Origin of the sequence: Virgibacillus sp. 6R (genome assembly GCF_001895305.1) — a bacterium.
GTDB classification, from domain to species: Bacteria; Bacillota; Bacilli; order Bacillales; family Amphibacillaceae; genus Virgibacillus; species Virgibacillus pantothenticus.
The window spans coordinates 4547001-4568904 of sequence record NZ_CP017762.1 but is presented as its reverse complement, the minus strand read 5'-3'; the positions used below and the strand labels follow the sequence as shown (position 1 = coordinate 4568904).

18 protein-coding genes are annotated in these 21904 nt (G+C 38.5%); all 18 read right to left on the bottom strand.

Annotated elements, in window-relative coordinates:
- Positions 1-2: 2 nt before the first annotated feature.
- The 18 genes from yfmH to BKP57_RS20555 all read right to left on the bottom strand — a co-directional run bounded on the left by yfmH (position 3) and on the right by BKP57_RS20555 (position 21645).
- Positions 3-1286 carry an EF-P 5-aminopentanol modification-associated protein YfmH gene (yfmH, locus tag BKP57_RS20640; protein WP_072742262.1) on the bottom strand — a complete coding sequence of 428 codons (1284 nt, stop codon included), beginning with the start codon at positions 1284-1286 and terminating at the stop codon, positions 3-5.
- Positions 1279-2580 carry an EF-P 5-aminopentanol modification-associated protein YfmF gene (yfmF, locus tag BKP57_RS20635; protein WP_072742261.1) on the bottom strand — a complete coding sequence of 434 codons (1302 nt, stop codon included), beginning with the start codon at positions 2578-2580 and terminating at the stop codon, positions 1279-1281. The genes yfmH and yfmF overlap by 8 nt, the downstream gene beginning before the upstream one ends.
- A 119-nt stretch (positions 2581-2699) precedes the next feature.
- A complete protein-coding gene (locus BKP57_RS20630) occupies positions 2700-3659 on the bottom strand; it encodes an ABC transporter permease (protein WP_072742260.1) in 960 nt (319 codons plus the stop codon).
- Positions 3660-4706, bottom strand: a complete 1047-nt coding sequence (locus tag BKP57_RS20625) for an ABC transporter permease (RefSeq protein ID WP_050352799.1) — start codon at positions 4704-4706, stop codon at positions 3660-3662.
- Entirely contained in the window at positions 4703-6226 is a 1524-nt protein-coding gene (locus BKP57_RS20620; protein WP_050352798.1) for an ABC transporter ATP-binding protein, read from the bottom strand. Before BKP57_RS20620 ends, BKP57_RS20625 begins: the two co-directional genes overlap by 4 nt.
- Positions 6227-6335: 109 nt before the next feature.
- Positions 6336-7448 carry a BMP family lipoprotein gene (locus BKP57_RS20615; RefSeq protein ID WP_050352797.1) on the bottom strand — a complete coding sequence of 371 codons (1113 nt, stop codon included), beginning with the start codon at positions 7446-7448 and terminating at the stop codon, positions 6336-6338.
- A gap of 116 nt (positions 7449-7564) precedes the next feature.
- Positions 7565-8290, bottom strand: a complete 726-nt coding sequence (locus tag BKP57_RS20610) for a GntR family transcriptional regulator (protein WP_050352796.1) — start codon at positions 8288-8290, stop codon at positions 7565-7567.
- 660 nt (positions 8291-8950) lie between these two features.
- Positions 8951-11221, bottom strand: a complete 2271-nt coding sequence (locus tag BKP57_RS20605; RefSeq protein ID WP_050352795.1) for an FtsK/SpoIIIE family DNA translocase — start codon at positions 11219-11221, stop codon at positions 8951-8953.
- A 606-nt stretch (positions 11222-11827) separates the two neighbouring features.
- Positions 11828-12043, bottom strand: a complete 216-nt coding sequence (locus BKP57_RS20600; protein WP_050352794.1) for a YlzJ-like family protein — start codon at positions 12041-12043, stop codon at positions 11828-11830.
- A complete protein-coding gene (locus BKP57_RS20595; protein WP_072742259.1) occupies positions 12040-12768 on the bottom strand; it encodes a ClpP family protease in 729 nt (242 codons plus the stop codon). The genes BKP57_RS20600 and BKP57_RS20595 overlap by 4 nt, the downstream gene beginning before the upstream one ends.
- A 456-nt stretch (positions 12769-13224) precedes the next feature.
- Positions 13225-14118 (bottom strand): 4-hydroxy-tetrahydrodipicolinate synthase, encoded by an 894-nt coding sequence (gene dapA, locus BKP57_RS20590; protein WP_050352792.1) that lies wholly within the window; start codon positions 14116-14118, stop codon positions 13225-13227.
- 19 nt (positions 14119-14137) lie between these two features.
- Entirely contained in the window at positions 14138-15364 is a 1227-nt protein-coding gene (gene dapG, locus BKP57_RS20585) for an aspartate kinase (RefSeq protein ID WP_072742258.1), read from the bottom strand.
- 10 nt (positions 15365-15374) lie between these two features.
- Positions 15375-16427: an aspartate-semialdehyde dehydrogenase gene (gene asd, locus BKP57_RS20580; protein WP_050352790.1), complete on the bottom strand. Its 1053-nt coding sequence runs from the start codon at positions 16425-16427 to the stop codon at positions 15375-15377.
- Between the two features lie 62 nt (positions 16428-16489).
- The gene (gene dpaB / locus BKP57_RS20575; RefSeq protein ID WP_072742257.1) at positions 16490-17080 is read right to left on the bottom strand and encodes a dipicolinate synthase subunit B; all 591 of its coding nucleotides are present in this window, start codon (positions 17078-17080) and stop codon (positions 16490-16492) included.
- A 209-nt stretch (positions 17081-17289) separates the two neighbouring features.
- A complete protein-coding gene (dpaA, locus tag BKP57_RS20570) occupies positions 17290-18174 on the bottom strand; it encodes a dipicolinic acid synthetase subunit A (RefSeq protein ID WP_050352788.1) in 885 nt (294 codons plus the stop codon).
- A 307-nt stretch (positions 18175-18481) separates the two neighbouring features.
- Positions 18482-18724 carry a YlmC/YmxH family sporulation protein gene (locus tag BKP57_RS20565; protein ID WP_050352787.1) on the bottom strand — a complete coding sequence of 81 codons (243 nt, stop codon included), beginning with the start codon at positions 18722-18724 and terminating at the stop codon, positions 18482-18484.
- Positions 18725-19444: 720 nt separating this feature from the next.
- Positions 19445-20665 carry a M16 family metallopeptidase gene (locus BKP57_RS20560; protein ID WP_050352786.1) on the bottom strand — a complete coding sequence of 407 codons (1221 nt, stop codon included), beginning with the start codon at positions 20663-20665 and terminating at the stop codon, positions 19445-19447.
- Positions 20666-20697: 32 nt separating this feature from the next.
- On the bottom strand, positions 20698-21645 hold the full coding sequence (locus tag BKP57_RS20555) for a polysaccharide deacetylase family protein (RefSeq protein WP_050352785.1): 948 nt from the start codon (positions 21643-21645) through the stop codon (positions 20698-20700).
- Positions 21646-21904: the final 259 nt, after the last annotated feature.

Genomic DNA, 21904 nt, shown 5'->3' with positions numbered 1-21904 from the left:
ATTTACTCCGCAGCTATTGTACATACAGATAATCTTTCTTCATCTATCCAAGAACGCATAAATTGTTTGGCATCATCCAATGTAAGCTCACGAACAGCTGGTAGTAATGTAAAGAAGTCGATTCCTAATAAATGATAATGCGTATAAGAGTTAGCTATGTTCTCTAATCGATTCATCATGCGCAATAACTGACCTATTTTTTTCTTTTTGAGGCGCTGAAATGTTTCCTCATCTAAATCTCCTTGTTGAATACGCAACAACATGGATTTTAACCGCTCTGCAAATGGATGCGGTTCATTCGTATTGCTACCAATTAAAACATAGCCAAAGTCACGGTCGATATTTGCTTCAAAGAAAAAGCTGTCATCGATCAGATTTTCATTATAAAGCTTTTCATAATATGGACCACCTTTGGAAAAATAATAGTCCAATAGCATATCCTGGAGCAGGTCTTGGGTTAGAAGTTCCGCTGGTGGGAGCTGATGGTTCATCCGTTTTATCCCTATTGTACATTTGGGTATCGAAACGGGCATCGTTATTTGTTTTTCCTTCATCGCCACCGCTTCAGGCTCCTCAGGGAACTTTCTTTTCAGCTTCTCCATCTTAGCAAACTGTTTTTTACTTTGATTTTCTTTTATCAAACGCCCCATTTGTTCAGGATCAAAATTGCCAGCAATGAACAAAATCATATTTTCCGGATGATAAAACGTTCGGTAGCATGTATATAGATCTTCTTTCGTAATTTGATAAATGGATTCTACTGTTCCAGCAATGTCTACATTAATTGGATGTTCTTGAAACATTGCTTTAATTGTTCCCATAAAAGCTTGCCACTCTGGCTGATCATCATACATCTTAATTTCCTGAGCAATGATTCCCTTTTCCTTCTCCACCGATTCATCCGTAAAATAAGGATCTTGCACAAAATCAATCAGTGTCTCTACATTCTTTTCGATGTGATCGGTTGCTGTAAACAAGTAAGCTGTTTTCGTAAAAGAAGTATACGCATTGGCGGAAGCGCCTTGTTTCGAAAAATCCTGAAATACATCTCCAGTCTCACTTTCAAACAGCTTATGCTCTAAAAAATGAGCCACCCCTTCTGGTACAGTAACCACTTTATCCTTGCCAATTGGGGTGAAATGTAAATCAATGGAACCATAATTAGTCGTAAATAAAGCGTGAGTTTTTGCCATTTCCGGTTTTGGTAATAAAAAGACAGTTAGTCCATTAGCTAGTTTTTCTGTATACAATGTTTCATCAATATCACGATACGTATGCTTATTCATTGGAAACCCCTTTCTCTGCCGTTAGCAAATACGTCGTATCCTCTTGTAATTCGTTTGCAACAGCAATAATTTCTTCCTTTGTCACCTTATTTACTTGTTCTATAAATTGAGCAGGTGTCATTTTCACTCTAGCCAATACCTGCTGATATAAAAATTCAATTGTCCCTTGCGAGTGGTCGAATGTCTCCAATAGCTGATTGGTAATCAGCGCTTTTGCCTCGTCTATATCTTGCGTTGAAAAATCGCCTTGCTTCATCGCTTCCATTTGTTGTTTGATAATGTCCCGTGCCTTTTCAAAATCTTCAGGTGCAATACCACTAAATACGAATAACAGTCCTTTGTGACTCTCGATTCGAGAAGCAGCATAATAAGCAAGACTGTTCTTTTCTCTGACATTAATAAACAATTTTGAACTAGGAAAGCCACCAAAAATTCCATTCAGTACATGAAGCGCATAATATCCTGGATCGCCAAATGTCACATTCGTACGATAACCGATATGTAGTTTTGCCTGCTGAATTTGATCCGTTTCCACAACCTGCTTTGGAGTGATATTTCTTTTAGTCGGATTTACCACCTTTTGCTCGCTTTCTGTTTGATATTCATTTTTTTCTATTTGTTGAAATACTTTTGCTATCGTTTCTTCCATCTCTTGCTCCGACAGATCGCCTTGGATGTAAACATCAATCTGGTCATTCATTACGATTTGTTGGTAATAAGCATAAAGACTTTCACGAGTCATCTCTTCCAGATCATCTAAATAACCATGCACATGAAGCTGGTAAGGTTCACCTTCACACATTTCATCAATCAAACGAAGATTCGCATAACTCATTTTGTCATCTTTTAAGGTAAGTATTTTTTGTTTTAGCGTTTCTTTTTCCCGTGCAAATATAGTTTTAGCAAACCCTTTTTCATCTGCATTTGGGTTGAATAATACATCATAAAGCAATTTTAAGCCTTCCTGCAATATCGAAGACTTGCCCTCTAAAAATTTTTGATTGGCAATATCCAGGCGCAAGCTTATAATATGCTTTTCTCCTTTTTTAGCTCCATCCATCGACAAGGAAGCACCGTAAAGTTCATCTAGTTTAATTTGCAGCTGTTGGTTAGATGGATATTGTTTCGTTCCTTGTTTTAACACATACGGTAGCAACGCTCGTTTCGTTATCGTTTCCTTTTCTAAAGGTGCTTGCAGCTTCAGAACAACGGTCACTGTTTTATACTTTTTATTCGGAATGAAATGAACGTTAAAACCATTTATAACTTTTACTATTTCCGTTATTTCTTGCATGATAATCCTCCCTTAACCAGACTTTTTCCTTATTCTTCTCCTATTTTTCATTCGTCATCCATTATAAAGCAAAAAAAACCCGCTTGCGACTATTATACGCAAACAGAGTTTTTTCTTGCTTATCGGTTTCCTTTTATATATGGTACACCATTAGCTTTTGGTGCTTCTGCACGACCAATGAAACCAGCTAACGCTAAAATGGTTAATACGTATGGAGCAATAAGTAAAAATACTTGTGGTACATCTGCTAGTAATGGAATACCGCCGCCAATGACACTTAAGCTTTGAGCGAAACCAAAAAATAGTGCTGCTCCCATTGCGCCTAGAGGATGCCATTTTCCAAATATAACTGCTGCTAAAGCCATAAACCCTTGTCCGACAATGGTTGCATGAGAGAAGTTTAAGGCAATCGTTAGCGCAAAAACAGCGCCTCCTAATCCTCCCATCGCTCCAGAGATAATAACAGCGATGTAACGCATTTTATAAACATTAATACCATTCGTATCAGCTGCCATTGGATGTTCACCTACAGCACGTAACCGTAATCCAAAAGGTGTTTTGTATAAAACATACCACGCTACGAAAGCGAATAAGATAGCGACATAAGAGGTCGTATAAATTCCTTGGAAAAAAATTGGTCCAAGGAATGGGATATCTTCAAGGATTGGGATATCTGTCGTATAAAAAGGTTGTGAAACCATATCAGTTTGTCCTTTATCATACCATTGCTTTGTTAAGAAAATGCCGATGCCTAATGCCAAAAAGTTAATCGCAACACCACTTACTACTTGATCTGCATAGAATGTAATCGAAGCTACAGCGTGAATGATGGCAAAAATAGCGCCGACAATCATAGCAGCAAGAATTGAAATCCACGGCGTCCAAGAACCGAATACGTCACTAAAGGTGAGGTTAAATACAATACCAACGAATGCTCCCATTACCATTAAGCCTTCTAAACCAATATTTACTACTCCTGAGCGCTCACTGAACACGCCGCCTAAAGCAGTGAAAATTAGCGGAGCTGAATAAAAAAGCGCAGTTGGGATCACCGCTTGCAATAATTCCATAAAACTCATTTATTTCCCCTCCCTTTTAAACCGGAGTATGATCCAACGAATGAGGTAGCTTGAGGCAACAAAGAATATAATCAGCGCAATAATAATATCCACTAGCTCATTTGGAACACCTGCTTGTGTTGGCATATTTAAAGCCCCTACTTTTAATGCACCAAATAAAAATGCTGCAAGGACAACACCAAACGCATTATTTGCTCCTAAAAGTGCAACAGCAATTCCGTCAAACCCAATATTGGAAAAACCAGAGCTAACAGTCATATTTCCATATGTTCCTAAACCTTCCATCGAACCTGCTAAGCCTGCAAATAAACCTGAAATAACCATGGCAAGAATAATATTTCGTTTAACACTCATACCTGCATATTTGGAGGCATGCTTATTATAGCCTACTGATTTCAGCTCAAAACCAAGTTTTGTCCGTTCAATCATAAACCACATCACCACAGCTGCAAACAAGGCAATAAAAATCCCATAATGCATTCTTGAAAAATAAGTGAGATTTTCTAACCACTCAGAAGCCAAGGAAGCGGTCGGTGCGATCATGTCTGTTTTATCTGCGTTTTCCGTCAAGACATTACGAATAATAGCATTGGAACTATATAACGCGACGTAATTCAGCATAATTGTCACAATGACTTCATGTACACCAAGCCCTGCTTTTAATAATCCAGGAATAAATCCCCATAATGCGCCAGCGATTGCTGCAGCGAGTAAAGCTAACGGCAAATGAATGTAAATAGGAGCATCAACCGTTGACCCTATCCAAACAGCTGCCAGCCAACCAACAATAACTTGACCTTCTGCACCAATGTTAAATAGACCAGCTCGGAATGCAAAAGCAATGGCTAACCCCGCAAGTATATAAGGCGTTGTCTGGCGAATCGTTTCGCCAAAAAAATATAAATCTCCAAACGCTCCTTTAAATAAAGCCATGTAACCTTGAATTGGATTATAGCCAAAGGAAAGCATGATCAACGCTCCAGCTAAAAGGCCGATGAAAACAGAGATAACTGGTACGAGGATGTTAAACCACTTATTTTCCATCATGACTCTTCACCCACCTTTTCGCTTCCAGCCATCAATAAGCCTAATTCTTGTTCGTTTGTTTCTTCTGGTTTTAAATCAGCTACGATTTTTCCATCGTAAATAACCGCTATTCGGTCACTAACATCAAGAATTTCATCTAGTTCAAAAGAAACTAATAAAATTGCCTTGCCTTTATCTCTTTCCTCGATCAATTTTTTATGAATGAACTCGATAGCCCCAACATCCAGACCTCGCGTAGGCTGTGCTGCAATTAATAAATCAGGTGATCGATCGACTTCTCTGGCAATAATTGCTTTTTGTTGATTTCCACCAGATAAAGCACGTGCCTTTGTGTGTATGCTCGGTGTTCGTACATCATATTCGTTGATTAACTGTTCTGCTTTTTGAAAAATTTGTTGATAATTTAACACTTTGTACCTCGAATAAGGACGCTTATAATAGGTTTGCAAAACGAGATTTTCGCCAATAGAGTAATCAAGCACAAGTCCAAATTTATGCCTATCTTGGGGGATATGCCCTATCCCACTCTCGGTTACTTTACGAGGAGATAAATTTGTAATCGATTTCTCATTTAATAAAATGTTGCCGGCATTTGCTTTTCGTAAACCAGTGATGGCTTCAATTAACTCACTTTGACCGTTTCCGTCTATTCCAGCAATACCTACTATTTCACCGGCCCGGACGGTTAAATTTAACCCTTTAACCATGTCTACTTTTCTGCTGTCTTTCACAAATAAGTTATGAATCTCAAGAATCGTTTGCTTCGGGTTGGCTGGTTGTTTATTCGTTTGAAAAGAAATATCTCTTCCAACCATTAGTGAAGCCAGCTCTGTGGTTGTTGTATCTGCCACATTAACAGTGCCAATCCCTTTACCTTTACGTATTACCGTACAACGGTCACATATTTCCATAATTTCTTTTAGTTTATGAGTGATTAGAATGATAGATTTTCCCTCAGCGATTAACGTTTTAAATATTTCCATTAACTCGGAAATTTCTTGTGGCGTTAAAACTGCTGTTGGCTCGTCAAATATGAGGACTTCAGCTCCACGATAAAGTGTTTTTAATATTTCTGCGCGTTGCTGCATACCTACGGAAATATCACTAATCTTAGCTGTTGCGTCCACCCGAAGTCCGTAACGGTCTGATAATTCCTGTACTTCTTGTTCCGCTTGCTTTAAATTAATTCTTCCTTTACTAGTAGGTTCGCTGCCAAGAATAATATTTTGTGTAACCGTAAATGGTTCTACTAGCATAAAATGCTGATGCACCATCCCAATCCCTAAATCATTAGCAATATTCGGGTCAGTAATGGATACTTTTTTCCCCTTCACCCGAATTTCTCCTTGTTCAGGCTGATATAGACCGAACAGCACATTCATCAATGTGGATTTACCTGCTCCGTTTTCGCCTAATAATGCATGAATTTCACCATGCTTTAACTGTATGGTTACATCATCATTGGCCACTACTCCCGGAAATTCTTTTCGTATATGCAACATTTCAATTACATAATTCATTAATGCCATCACTCCTTACCTATGGAAGCAACTTTTTTAGCGGAAAGCATACAGTTCATTACGTTTGGGTTTTAGGATAACAAAGAGGCTGGCTGCTCCAGCCTCTTTGTTACAATGACTCTTCAAATTTCTTTAATTCTTTTCTTGTTTGTGGTACGTCTACGTCACCACTAGTAATCTTTTCTTTCCACTCATCTACTGCTGATTTGATCTCTTCCGTGAAAGCTTCTTCGTTTGTATCTGCTAGGTATACGCCATCATCTTTTAATGAGAATTCTAAAATTTCACCGCCTGGGAATTCCCCATTCATTCCAAGATTGCTCACTTCATGCACAGATAAGTCCACACGCTTTACCATGGATGTAAATGTTACATTTTTATCGCCAATTTTACCTTCTTCATGCTGATCGCGGTCAACCCCGATGACCCAAATTTCTTTTTTAGGATCTTTCTTCTTCATATCTTTCGCCTGGTTAAACACACCATTTCCAGCTGCTCCAGCAGCATGATAAATAATATCTACGCCATCATTATACATACGGGTAGCAATTAGCTTTGCATCGTCAGCTGAACTAAAGTCACCGACATATTGAATGTCCACTTCAATATCAGGATTGACAGATTTTGCCCCTGCAACAAACCCAACTTCAAATTTGTTAATTAAATCGGAATCCATTCCCCCGACAAAGCCCAGCTTATCTGTTTTTGTCTGTTCAGCAGCAGCAACCCCTGCTAAAAATGATCCTTCATGCTCTGCAAATGTAATACTCGCAACATTCGGTGCTTCAACAACAGTATCAACTATTGCAAAATTCGTATCTGAATTTTGTTCGGCTACTTTCGTCACTGCATCTTGAAGTAAATAACCAACGGCAAAAATTAAGTCATAATCATCTCTTGCTAACCGTGTTAGATTTGGCAAATAATCCGATTCATCATTGGACTGTGCGTAGTCAAAACCTTTTCCTTTCGATAATCCGTGTTCTTCGCCCCAAGCTTGTAATCCTTCCCATGAAGACTGGTTAAATGATTTATCATCCACTCCTCCTTCATCTGTTACCATGGCCGCGGAATAATCCTCAGATGTACCAGTCTCTCCTGACTTTCCTTCATTATCGCCACCATTGGATTCCTTTTTATCACCCGAACCGCCACATGCGGCTAAAACTAATCCAAAACTAATAAAAATGGTTAATAATAAGATTAACTTTTTATTTTTCAACAGAATTGCCCCCTTAAATAATTTTCCATTGGCTTCCGACCAGTCAGCGTGTTATACATTTTTTGAACCGCCTCACCCCCTATTTGTAAGCGTTTTCTAAATTTGGAATTTTTGTTTTACGTACGTTTACGTAAAACATGGAAGCTAAACATATCTGAGCGAAAATAGTTTGCCGAATATAGAACTGCTTCATCTTCAGCGGTATAGTGCATTTGCTTAAGCAACAGCAGCGTTTGATCCGGATGGCAGTTTAGAATCTCATAAATACGTTCATGATATCCAATTGGCTCAATGTAGGTAACCGCATAGGCCACTCGTTTATTTGCGTAATCTTCCATTAACTTAAAAAAAGAATCCGCTTGATGTACACGTTCTACTGGAATTACATCCTCAGGAATCTTATCCACACAAAAAACGACCGGTTCCCCATTAGCAGTACGAACACGTTCAATTTCAACTAATTGTTCCACTTTTTTAGGAGCAAATCGACTTTTCTCCTTATCAGTTGCGTCTCGTATATCCGTAAATAAATATTCCGTTCCTGCCTTTTTTCCCGACTGCTCAATCATGTATGTTACACTTGTAAGCTGTTCAATTCCAGATGAAAATACGGGCTTCGGATTCACAAATGTGCCAACACCATGTCTTCTAGTCACAATATTATCTTCTTCTAATATGCGTAGTGCTTCCCGTAAAGTCGCGCGAGATACCCCTAACAATTTGGATAATTGAAATTCAGATGGGAGTTTCTCATTTTCCTTATACTCGCCGCTCTCAATATCTTTTTTAATTTGATCTATGACTTGTAAATATAAATGCCTTGAATCACTCTTAATAGACAAATTTCTTCACCTCAAACCATATTTCCATTCTCTAGATATCTGACCTCTGACGTATAACTAGTTTATGTATTTTTATCATAGCATGAATGTAATAGGAAGCAAATACTTTTTCTACAAAATTCAACAAATGGTTCAATTAATTTCACAATTATTTTAAAATCAGTAACTTACATAATTATCAACATCTTTTTCATCCCGCATATAAGGCGCTGTGAATCTTCCACTTCAAGAGTTGGATAATCTGTACTGCAACAAGTCTAGGTGGGAGATAACCGCATCTAAATGCCCGATTTAGTAAGCGGCCTTTAGGTCATAACATTACAGTACTACCAATCAGTAGGCGATAAATAAAACTCCCCATTGATGGAAGATTCACTTTATTCATGACTCAGTTAAAATTAATTGTGTGGAGCAACCTAATTCCTGATATACTTCTTTTTTAAAAATTTAATAGTAATTCGCTGGCTGCATATTTTTTGCTTAAATAAGGTCAGTAGTAGAAGCCGAGTCAAGCCGCACCTTGCTTTTTCGCTAGAGAAACAATGTTGTTCATCCTAAAAAGCAAGCAATGTTTTCTCTTAACTATATTCCCACAGTAAAAAAGCTTACAGAAAACCTTAGGAGGCTCTCTGTAAGCTGTATCGGATTATACTGCTTAGTTTAATGAGTAGAAGAATGTTCTTCTGGTGTTTGACTAATAAGCACAGTACGTGGCTTACTTCCCTCATATGGACCAACAATTCCTCGCTGTTCCATGGCATCAATAAGTCTCGCTGCACGAGTATAACCGATTCGAAAGCGTCGTTGTAACATGGATACGCTGGCACTTTGCATTTCCGTTATTAATTGCACCGCATCATCGTATAGCTCATCATCCACTTCTTCTACAATTTCATTGACCTCTTCTGGGATCATTTCTTCTTGGTACGACGCTTTTTGTTGTTCAATACAATGATCTACAACACGTTCAACCTCTTCATCAGAAAGAAAAGCACCTTGCACACGAGTAGGTTTAGAAGTGCCTACAGGAATAAATAACATATCTCCTCTACCTAATAACTTTTCTGCACCTCCACTATCGAGAATCGTTCTTGAATCTGTTGCTGAGGATACACTAAAAGCGATTCTGGAAGGGATATTTGCTTTAATCACTCCCGTAATAACATCTACAGAAGGTCGTTGAGTCGCAATGATTAAATGAATTCCAGCAGCTCGTGCCATTTGTGCCAAGCGAGTGATCGCATCCTCTACATCACTAGAAGCGACCATCATTAAATCCGCTAATTCATCAACGAGAACAACAATATATGGAAGGTTAGGCTCTGGATCTTCAGCATACTGATTATGTTTGCGGATATATTCATTGTAACCCTCTATATTACGTGTACCTGTATCAGAAAAAAGCTCATAGCGCCTTTCCATTTCTGCAACTACCTTTTGTAGAGCTCTGGAAGCTTTTTTCGGGTCGGTTACAACCGGAGCAAGTAAATGAGGGATACCATTATAGACGTTTAATTCCACTTTTTTCGGGTCAATCATCATCATTTTCACTTCATGCGGCTTTGCGCGCATTAAAATAGTTGTAATAATCCCATTGACGCAGACACTCTTTCCACTTCCCGTTGCACCGGCTATTAGTAAATGCGGCATTTTATTTAATTCGGCTACGATCGCCTCGCCTGAAATATCTCTACCAAGGGCAAATAGTAGCTTGGAAGATTGTTTCGGAGCAATGCTCTCTAAAACCTCGCGTAATGATACCGTGGCAACTTCCTGGTTGGGTACTTCGATTCCGACTGCTGACTTTCCTGGAATAGGTGCTTCAATTCGCAAGTCTTTTGCAGCGAGAGCTAACGCCAGATCATCATGCAAGCTCACAATTTTACTTACCTTCACACCAGCTTCTGGATATATTTCATACTTTGTTACAGCTGGACCTACATGTACTTTGGTAACACGTGCCTTTACTCCAAAACTGGTGAACGTATTTTCTAGCTTTCGTACCGTCGCCTGGATCTGCGACTTTTCTTGTTGTTGTGAATTATTTGCTGGTTCTGCCAACAATTGCATCGAAGGGAGAATATATTCGTAGTTTTCCACTTCTGTCATTGGCATGTTTTCTATGCTGTCATCCATTTTTTCCTGGGTTTGCTCAGTCTTTGTAATATCAGTTTCTGTTTCATCTTGCTGATTCGTCATCGTATGGTCGGTAAAGTCTTGAATAACCGGCTCCGAGATAACTTGTTCTGCAAGGTTTTCCCCATTTTGTTCGATTTTAGGTTCATTCTCTTGCATGGAACGTTTTGTGGTTCGTTTTTGTTTCCATGCAGCTTGCGATCCTTTTATGTTACTTACCACCCATTTCCAAAATTTAGCGAAAACATCACCAATCGATAGCTCCGTCATAAAGATAATACCAATGAGGATCGAAAAAACAGCGACAATTTTAGCCCCAGTAAGAGAAAATAAATAGTAGGAGAACGTAAGCAACAATGCTCCAGCCATCCCTCCACCTAAATACTCTGCGGATAGTTGATTATCAATGTAGCTGGAATAGTTTTCCCATGTTGAACCAATAATTGATATTTGCTGGTTGGCAGCGATAACTTCATCAAACATTTGTGTGTGGGTGAGCAGCAGTACCCCACCAAATACAATATAAAAGCCGACCATCCTTTTCGTCACAAAGTTAGGTAATTTTCGCTTTACTACCAACTTGATACCTGTTATTAATAAAAAAACCGACGCAACAAAATACCAAATTCCTAGAAAGAAGCGAAACAAATGTTCCAGCCCTCCTGGTATAGCACCGTCGCTAATCGCACTGGCGCCACTTCCAAATATCCCTAAAAAAATAAATAAAAGTCCAAGTAATTCTAGCTTCAATTGTTTTTTTAACTTGCTGCTGCGTCTCTTTTTCTTTCTTGCCATATTTTCACCTCAATCATTTTGGCAATCTAGTTTGAAAATGAAATTCATTTAGTAGTCCGTTTTCCCTCAATCCTACTGACAGAAATAGAGCAAAGATTAAAATCAAGTTTCCTTAAAAAGGAGACAACGTCTTTTCTGCGCGATGCGTTGTTGAGGTAGTTTTCTGGATGCTTGAAAAAAAAGCACACTTTGTCTACGTATCTCGTCTTCTACGATCGCTAACATACAGGTTTAACAAATCGAAAGTTTCGTCATCTCGCGCTTAGAAACCCTGCTTTGTGTTCGTGTCCTACAACTCGTCACCTGATATTCGGATAATGACTAACCTTTCCAGAAAATGCTTTTTCCTCATTGAACTTTTGTAAGCAAAAAGGCTGTCCAAAATATGTTCTGACTATGGTAAAACTATTGTAATCTATGTATTGGAGATATAGTCAACTTTCATATTCTACCTTATCTAGAGCGTTTTTCAAAGTATAACCTCTTCTATCTAGTATATCATACTGTCAATTGGAAGACGTTTGAAATACAGCTCATTTCCTAAACACAAAAACTGCTTTCATTAGAGGTTCAAAAGCAGTTTTTGTTAAGTTTTGTATCGATTTGTTAAGCGTTTGTTTGGGAAATAATCGTTCCTGGGGACAATTGATGATTTAAAAAGTCCTGTGGGTCTGTAGACAGCAGTTGAACAATTTCAAATGATCCGTCCGCTTTCTTTTCACAATACAATGATTTACCATTGTATGAAATCATTTGTCTTTCAGCATTGTTATTGGCGTTATAAAAAACATCTTCCATGGATAGCGGTGTATAAATAATCATTGCATCACCTGCTGTTCTTGAGTTCCATTCTCCTTGATCAATTCATTCACTTTTTGCATAGCTTCCTTAACGCCACCAACACCATCGATTAATCCATATTCTACCGCTCTTTTTCCAACAACATTCGTACCAATATCTCGTGTTAAGTTACCTTTAGCAAACATTAAATCTTTAAATTTTTCCTCGGTTATATTGGAATGGTTCACTACAAAATCGACGACACGATTTTGCATTTCGTCAAGGTATTCAAACGTTTGTGGTACGCCAATAACTAAACCGGTTAAGCGAATAGGATGAATGGTCATCGTTGCTGTTGGAGCAATGAACGAATAATCCGTAGCAACGGCAATGGGTACACCGATTGAGTGCCCGCCTCCAAGCACAATGGAGACGGTTGGTTTAGATATAGAAGTTATCATTTCTGACAGAGCCAACCCTGCTTCAACATCGCCTCCAACTGTATTTAACAAAACAACTAACCCCTCTATTTTGGGATTCTGCTCAATCGCAACTAATTGAGGTAATAAATGCTCATACTTCGTAGTTTTATTTTGTGGCGGAAGCTGTACATGTCCCTCTACTTGTCCGATAATTGATAAAACATGAATATTTGAATCTGGAGCTTGTGGTACATTAGATTGCCCTAATTGTTGTATCTTTTGTACTAAAGAGGAGGAATTGTTATCTGGTGTTTGATCCTCTTTTTTTTCTGGCTCATTATTCATTTACGTACACTCTCCTCACTAACAGGTTATTCCTTTATTAGTATGAACATAACATCTATGGATCATGCAGAAAGAGGAATTTCTTTTAAGGATTTGTTGCCTTGTTAAAAACTGAATAGTTCGTTTATTAACACGGATGATGTAGAACACGATACGTTGCAGTCGTAAATACTTGATATAATGCAATTACACGAAAAGAAAGAGGCTGGGACATAAGCAAATACTATATAGCAAAAGCCGAACAATCCATTTATAATTGTTCGGCTTATTTGCATTAAAAATTTTTATCACCGCTATGTCAAAACACTTCGCTTTCCGCAGGTCTCTTCAGCTTCCTCAGAAAGCAAAAACCGCTTTCCTGTGGGATCTTCTGCTCGCGCTGTTCTCGCAGGAGTCTACCTATTTTGACTACGCTAAAACTTGCGTATACACAATTGGCGATTTATGGTTCGTTTTTTAATCAGCCGCTTTAGTTATGTCCCAGCCTCTTTCTAAAATAGCCGCTAATTCATTTTTTTCCTGCTGAGATAATTCCACAAGTGGCAAGCGCAGACCGCCAACTTCTATACCTTTCATACGTAATGCAGCTTTTACTGGAGATGGTGAAGGGGCCATAAATAGTCCTTTCATTACAGGAAGTAAACAACGATGCAGCTCTGCTGCCTTTTGCGTTTTTCCTTCATGGAACAACTGAACCATTTGCTGCATTTCCTTTCCAATCACATGCGAAGCTACCGAAATTACACCAGACCCTCCAACCGATAAGATCGGTAACGTTAAGCTATCATCCCCACTATACACTGTAAAATCATCATCTGTTTGTTCAATAATTTGTGATACTTGATCAAGATCTCCGCTCGCTTCTTTTATAGATACAATATTGTCGATTTTACTTAATGCTACGGTTGTTTCTGTCGTAATGTTAACAATCGACCTTCCTGGTATATTATAAAGCATGACAGGAAGTGATGTGTTTGCTGCTATGGTTTTAAAATGCTCATATAAACTACGTTGGTCTGGTTTATTATAATATGGCGTCACAAGCATAACGGCATCTACACCACAACGTTCCGCTTCTTTGGTTAATGAAATAGAGGCCTTCGTATTATTTCCACCAGTTCCTGCAATGACAGGCACACGTTTATTTACATTCTTCACTACGTGTTGAAAAAAACTTATTTTTTCTTCAGCTGTTAATGTAGGAGATTCACCTGTTGTTCCTGCAATGACCAATCCTTCCGTCCCATTTTGCAATAAATAATTAATTAGTATATCCGTTTGCGCATAATCAATCTTCCCATTTACATCAAATGGTGTGACCATTGCAGTTAATACATTACCAAAGCTCATTCTTATCACCTTTTTCTAATCATTGTGCAGAGTTGATTATATGACTCAATTCAAAAGCTTCATGCAACGCATTTACGGCAGCTTTTAAATCTTTTTCATGTACGAGCACCCAAATCGTCGTATGACTGTCTGCTGATTGAAGGATTTGAACATTTGCATCGGTCAATGCTTGCACAATCTTTGCAGCAACTCCAGGGACACCCATCATCCCAGCGCCTACTGCTGACACCTTTGCACAGTTTTCGGTAATTTCCGGATCAAATCCAAGTGTGTTTAATATCCGTACTGCTTTTTCCGTAAATGCAGTTGGCACCGTATATATTACGCCAGTAGGTGAAATGGTAATAAAATCAACGGAAATTCCTGCTTCAGCCATTGCTTTAAATACGTCAGATTGCATTCCAAATGCCGTCTCTTTTGTTTGTACTCGAATTTGGGTAATAGCATCCATATGGGCAATTCCAGTAATTAAACGATCGATAATATCCATCCCCTCTGCGCGTGAAGACGTAACGAGTGTACCTTCATCTTTAGAGTAGGTAGACCTTACACGCATTGGGATTTTTCCTTGCATAGCAATCTCTACTGCTCGGGGATGAATTACTTTTGCCCCTTGATACGCCAAATTACAAATTTCGGAATATGTGACAACATCAAGCGGTCTAGCTGTTTCAACAACCCGCGGATCAGCAGTCATAATTCCATTCACATCGGTAAAAATTTCAATTCTTTCTGCAGATAAAGCAACACCTAATGCGGCAGCAGTTGTGTCACTTCCGCCACGACCAATCGTCGTTATATCTCCAGATTCGGTAATACCTTGAAAGCCTGCTACGACAACAACATCATGCGTTTCAAACTCTTTTAAAATTCGCTCAGGCTTTACTTCTTTAATTTTTGCTTGTGTGAAATCATCTGTTGTAATAAACCCAGCGTGTGCTCCAGTTAAAGCAGTCGCTGTAATATGATGCTTTTGTAATTCGTTCGATAGTACAACGGATGAGATAATTTCACCACAAGACATAAGCATATCCAATTCACGTGAAGCATTTTTATTGGCAGGAAAGTCTACAAGACCTAGCAATGTATCAGTTGCATACGGGTCTGGTTTTCTGCCTAAAGCTGAAACGACAACTACCAATTTGTATTCTTTCACTAACGCATCTTTTATATGTTTAATCACATGGTCTCGATTTTCTTTTGACTGTACCGAAGTACCGCCAAATTTTTGAACGAGTATTTCCATTCGTACACCTCTATCGTTGCAACCAATTATTTTGAATTAATTCTTGGGCGATTTGTACGGTATTCCACGCTGCTCCTTTTAATAAATTATCGGAGACAATCCATAAATGGAACCCTTGTTTATTATCTAAATCTTTACGAACTCTACCGACAAACACATCTTGCTTCCCTTCTGCAGTTAATGGCGTTGGATAGAGCTGCTCTTTCGGATCATCCTGTAATACGATCCCTTCTGCTTGCTGTAATTCTTTCCAAATATCTTCCACCGTCACATCTTCATTTTCCACCTCAATATATACACTCTCTGCATGGGAAGTAAAGAACGGCAGACGGACACATGTGGCAGCTACTAAAAGATCAGGCGCATGCATGATTTTTTTTGTTTCTTCAATCATTTTCATTTCTTCAAATGTATAACCATTTTCCTGAAAGACATCAATTTGTGGTAACGCATTAAATGCAATCGGAAAATGCTTTTCGTCGCCTTTAACAGGAAGAAGCTGTGCCTCCATCTCTTCTCCAGACAAATAAGCTTTCGATTGATTTGCCAATTCATTACATGCTTCATTCCCTGCACCTGACACTGCCTGATAAGTAGATACAATAATTCGCTTTAATCCAAACGCAGTTTTTAATGGCTGTAATGCGGCTACCATTTGAATTGTGGAGCAATTTGGATTCGCGATAATCCCTTGATGGTTTTGCAAGTCCGTTTTATTTACTTCTGGAACAACGAGCGGCACCGATTCATCCATCCGAAACGCACTTGTATTATCAATCACAACTGCACCACGTTTTACAGCTTCTTGAGCTAATTTCTTGGAAACCGAACCACCAGCTGAAAACAGAGCGATATCAATCCCTTCAAAGCTTTCTGGTACTGCTTCCTCGACAATGATTTCTTCCTGTTTAAATAACTGCTTTGAGCCAGCTGATCGTTTGGATGACAAAAGCTTCAAATTATTTATTGGAAAATCTTTCTCTTGTAATAATTCAAGTATCTTTTGGCCAACTGCACCTGTTGCCCCAACAACAGCTACATTATACGCAGATTTTTGCGACATGGATTTATTGCTCCCTTCCTAAACTAGATTATTAGACTTCTAGTTTATCATTTTACCATAGATCAGCTTTGATGAGGAACAATAACTGGCTGAAGTTGTTTGAATTCAAGCGCAGCTTCTACTGTCTCAGGTAATAACTCCATTTTAGCAACTAGTGAGTTTGGTTTTAAATACGGGTCGTCTTGACCGTATGGAATAAAGTAAATGAATTTACTAGCCATCAACCGCATTAAGTTCACCCCATTTAAGCCAAGTGCATCGTTCGTCGACACACCTACTACAACAGGTTTTTGATTACGCATTGTCGCTTTAGCAGCCATTAGAACGGGGCTATCAGTTAACGCGTTGGCAAGTTTGCTTAAGGAATTTCCTGTTAACGGCGCAATTACCATGCAATCCAATGGCATTTTCGGTCCTAAAGGCTCCGCTTCTGGCATCGTTGTAATAATATCTTTTCCAGTAATGGATGCGATTTTATCCATATGGTCCTCCGCATCACCAAATTTCGTGTCCGTTGTTCGTACTGTATACGTTACAATTGGGACGACTTCAGCACCAAGCTCCATTAATTTCTCTAGTTGCGGGAATACTTGATCGTACGTGCAATGTGATCCAGTTAAACCAAAGCCAATTCTTTTACCTGTTAAATTCATCAGTAAGACCCTCCTATATATAAAGTGAATCTTTAATCAGCAAGAATTTCTTTTTTTCTACTCATTGTTATACTACAAGAGTATGACCTAAGACCTCTGCATAGCATCCATCATTTAACTTGCAATTGAAATCTCTAACTATCCTACTTGGATTTACTTCGTAGAATGGAAAGGCAGGTCTTACCTGCCAGTTATTTGTAGGGTAAATGTTACTTCGTTTCACCCTGTTTCAAGAATTCTTGTTTAATGACATCAGCCAATATTTTCCCAGCTGTTTTAGGTGCCACAATGCTCGGTAAACTACGAGATAAAATGGCTTTAATTCCCCGTTGCTTTGCATAGGCAAAATCGGTACCACCTGGTTTTGAGGCTAAATCAATAATGACTGCATGTGATGGAAGGTGCTTCATTTCTTCTTTCCCAATCACTGGAGCAGGTATGGTATTAATTAATAAATCACAATTTTCCATATAAGACGCCAACTGATCCAAAGGAATAGCTGTTAGTCCCATTTCTGTCACTCTTGCTAAATCCTTCATTCGTGTGGCACTAACAGAAACTTTTGCACCTAATGCTGAGAATTTGTTCGCTACGGTGTTTCCGACTCTACCAAAGCCAACAACGACAACTCGCGAGGAATGGATGGTGAAATCTGTATGTTCTATAGCCATCATAATCGTACCTTCTGCAGTCGGAATGGAATTGTAAATGGCAACATCATCTCGATCCAATAACGGAATCAGCTTTGCATTCGCGCTATTTACTGCATCGGTTAAATAGTCATTAGCTATTCCAGAAAACACAATTGCGGATTTACGTAACTGTTTGAACCAGTCGAGGGAAAGGTAGATCGGTTTTTCTGAAAAAACGGGTTCCACTTTTCCATCAGAATTAGTACCGGTTATAGGCAAGATAATGGCATCTAAACTACTCGGAGTAACATCATCTATATCCATTTGCTTTAAGCCCGTGAAGCCTTGCTCCAATTTATCAAATCCAATCAATAAAAGCGTTGTATCAGTTAATGCTTGGAGTTGGCGAATTAATTCTAAATAACGGGCATCTCCGCCAATAATTGCAATTGTTCGATTCATCCTTGTAAACACCCTCCAAACGTGCCATTTTCATTCGCATTTCTTTATAGCTTATGTGTGAAAATCGAGTTAGTGATTCCATTTTTAAAAAAGGGTTATTAGTTCAAACCGGGGTTAAGATAATAGGGTTAATTCTAGTATCAAGCTAAACCGAATCATTTTCTAAAAAGAACAATTATGGACATAAAAAAGCTGCTACCACTTTGGATAACAGCCAAGACATTCTCCTATTCTGCTAAGGTGCTTACAATTGCATTGCCAATGAATGAAAAATGCGTTGTATAGGTAAATTTATTGCTAACTACATTTAAAAATTCTTTTCCGTGTCGATAATGATCATGTCTTCTCCCACCTTTTTAATAGCACTCCAACGAATTTTTGTTTCTTCTGCTTCTTTTTTTAGACCAAACCACTTGTAGTTTGGAATAATGAAGGCTTCAATTTGTCCAGTCGTCTCATTTATTTCTAAGTCTGTTTGTCCTAAAATACCTAAACGAGATCCTTCTTGGACGTTAACAATTTCTTTTCCACTAATTTCCTTGTAACGCAATTTATCCCCCCCTATTCATCATTTCTATAATATATATGCAAAAAAAAGGCTGGAACATAACTAAAGCGGCTGATTTAAAAAAACAACCATAAATCGCCAATTGTGTATACGCAAGTTTTAGCGTAGTCAAAATAGGTAGACTCCTGCGGGAACAGCGCGAGCTGAAGATCCCACAGGAAAGCGGTTTTTGCTTTCCGAGGAAGCTGAAGAGACCTGCGGAAAGCGAAGTGTTTTGACATAGCGGTGATAAAAATTTTTAATGCAAATAAGCCGAACAATTATAAATGGACGGCTTTTGCTATATAATATTTGCTTATGTCCCAGCCTCTTTTAGGAACAAAGGAGCAAGCACCCGCTTAGCAACGTAGTGATTGGAACGAATCAACTAAAGATAAAGGAATCATGCCCCTAAAACAGAGGTATGCCAATGTCTGGGCGGCAAGCCCGTTTTTAGTCGGCCTTCCTCTTAGTGAAGAACCGATGAGGCCCTATCGTAGGGCGCATTTCTAAAGTCGCATCGTTGCTGGGCTCATGCGCCGGACGTGACTAGTCGGTTATTTCGTTATCCACAAGCACCTCATTTTAGGTTCCTATACAGCAAAGAAAGGATGGTACAGAAAGCTACACTATCTAACAAATTGCAAACCGTAGCCATCTTGTGACACACTTCACTTATCGCCATTTTAATAAAAAAGTCTTGTAATAAGATGAATTTCTAACTTATTCATTTTTGGGAGATATCAAAGCAATGGATGGGGATTGTTGAAATACAGTATCCATAACATGTTGCACAGAGTTATGGTTGACTGCATCAATCATTTCCACCAGTTCATCTAATGTATAATGTTTTTTCAGAATTAACTCATTTTTTCCATTTCTGTTCATTCGACTAGTCGTACTTTCCAAGCTTAAGAGCAAGCTTCCTTTTAATTGCTCTTTACTATTTTGCAGTTCTTTATCCGTTATCCCTTTGGTTACAAACTCGTCAATGGTTCCTTTTATCACATCAAGCAACTGCTGTAATCGATCTTTTGCCGTCCCTGCATAGATCGTTAATAATCCGCTATCGATAAAAGAAGCGTGATAGGAGAACACAGAATAAGCTAATCCTTTTTTTTCTCGAATATCTTGGAACAATCTGGAGCTCATGCTGCCTCCTAAAACATTATTCAATATGATTAAGCTATAAATGGCTGGTTCATGGACAGCCAAACCTTTAAACCCTAAACATACATGAGCTTGTTCCGTATCTTTATACCGTTCTATTTTTTCGCCAAGAAATTGTGGTTTAGTAAAACTAGAAGTAGATTTAGGAAGATGGTAGTTTCCAAAATAGCCTTCTACTGATTGGAGAAAGGAAGTATCTACATTACCAGCGATAGATACAACAACATTCTCTGGTGTATACCTTGATTGCATATATTCTTTTAACATCATTGGCGTAAACGTAGCTAATTGTTCTTCTGTCCCTAGAATTGGCAATCCAAGCGGGTGGTCTCCAAAAGCAGCCCTCGCCAGTAAGTCATGTACTAAATCATCTGGTGTATCTTCATACATTTTAATTTCTTCATAAACGACATTTTTTTCTTTGTCCATTTCTGCTTCCTGAAACTCGGATTGAAAAAACATATCTGCTAAAATATCTAATGCTTTATGTTTATATGTATCAACTACTTTCGCATAAAGACATGTGTATTCTTTTGATGTGAATGCATTTACCTGACCGCCAATTGCATCAAATTCCTCGGCAATATCCTGAGCAGAGCGTGTTTTAGTTCCTTTAAAAAACATATGCTCTAAAAAATGCGAGATGCCGTTTATTTGTCCATGTTCATGGCGTGAACCAGTGAGTATCCAAATTCCTATCGTAACAGAACGAACTGTAGGAATTCGCTCCAGTACGACGCGTAAACCATTTTGGCAAGTGTGTTTTTCTATCAAAGCGTATCCTCCTAATATATGAAGCGACGGTACTATCGCTTTGGTTCCATCAATTTTTCAATCGTATTTAATTTATATTTTTTTTCTTTTATTGAGGAAATCAATTGTTCTAATCCTCTTTCTGTAGCAGCTGTTGGATGCATTAAAATGGTAGCACCAGGATGAAGCTGATTGTTTACTCGGTTAAGCATAACAGAAACAGATGGATTCTTCCAATCAATTGTATCAACTGTCCAAAGAACAGTCTCCATATTTAAGTGATGACTGACCTCGACAACGTGATTATTATAGCTGCCGCTAGGAGGAGCGAACCATCTAGGTGTCGATCCAGTAATTGCTTTTAAAATATCGTTTGTTTGTACTATTTGATCAACCATGCTCTGGTTAGATAGCCTAGCCATATCGGGATGATTATAAGCGTGATTCCCAATCAGATGACCTTGTTCAGCAATCATTTTAACCAGTTCTGCATTGTTTTTAGCCCATTTACCTTCAATAAAAAAAGATGCTTTTACCCGATTATCCCTTAAAATGGAAAGCATTTCAGGGATGTATTCCTCTCCCCATGATACATTAATTAATAATGCAACCATCTTCTTTTCTGGATGTCCTCGATAAATTGGAGCAGCAGGTAAATCTTTTAAATCTATTTCGGGAGCGGTTTGATCGAATACGAGCTTCGACTCTGTAAAGATACCATCTTCCTGCTTCATTTTTGCATATGATTTTTCTACGTTTACTTTTAACCCATTTCTACCAGGTGTTTTTTTCCAAACTTTATCAATATACGCATTTTGTGCAGGTTCTTCATATTTTTTCGCTTTTTGTTTTATTTCAGCATATAATGGATCGGTAGTTTTCACTGTTTCCATAATAACAGGTGATTCTAATGGAGTAAACGGATTTTTTTCCATATCTAACGTAAGCCCTACTATTATCATAAATACAACAATGTGAAGCCAATGCCGATATCGCCCCATAACCATCCCCCCTTATCCTTACCTATATGATAAGAACGGACAAGTTATGCTTGATGATGAAAAATATTGTATGCGGTAGAAAATAATTCGTGTTTTTATAGCGCTTTCATTCGTCCGTTATAACTGGAATTTAAATGAGGGATTCCTTCCCAATCGAAAAATAGAAACCGTCGTCAAAGCATTATTACACCATGTGCGACTATAAAAAAATTGCTTTTCTGGAATAGAACAAAGGCGCGGGGCGCCCGTTTAGCAACGT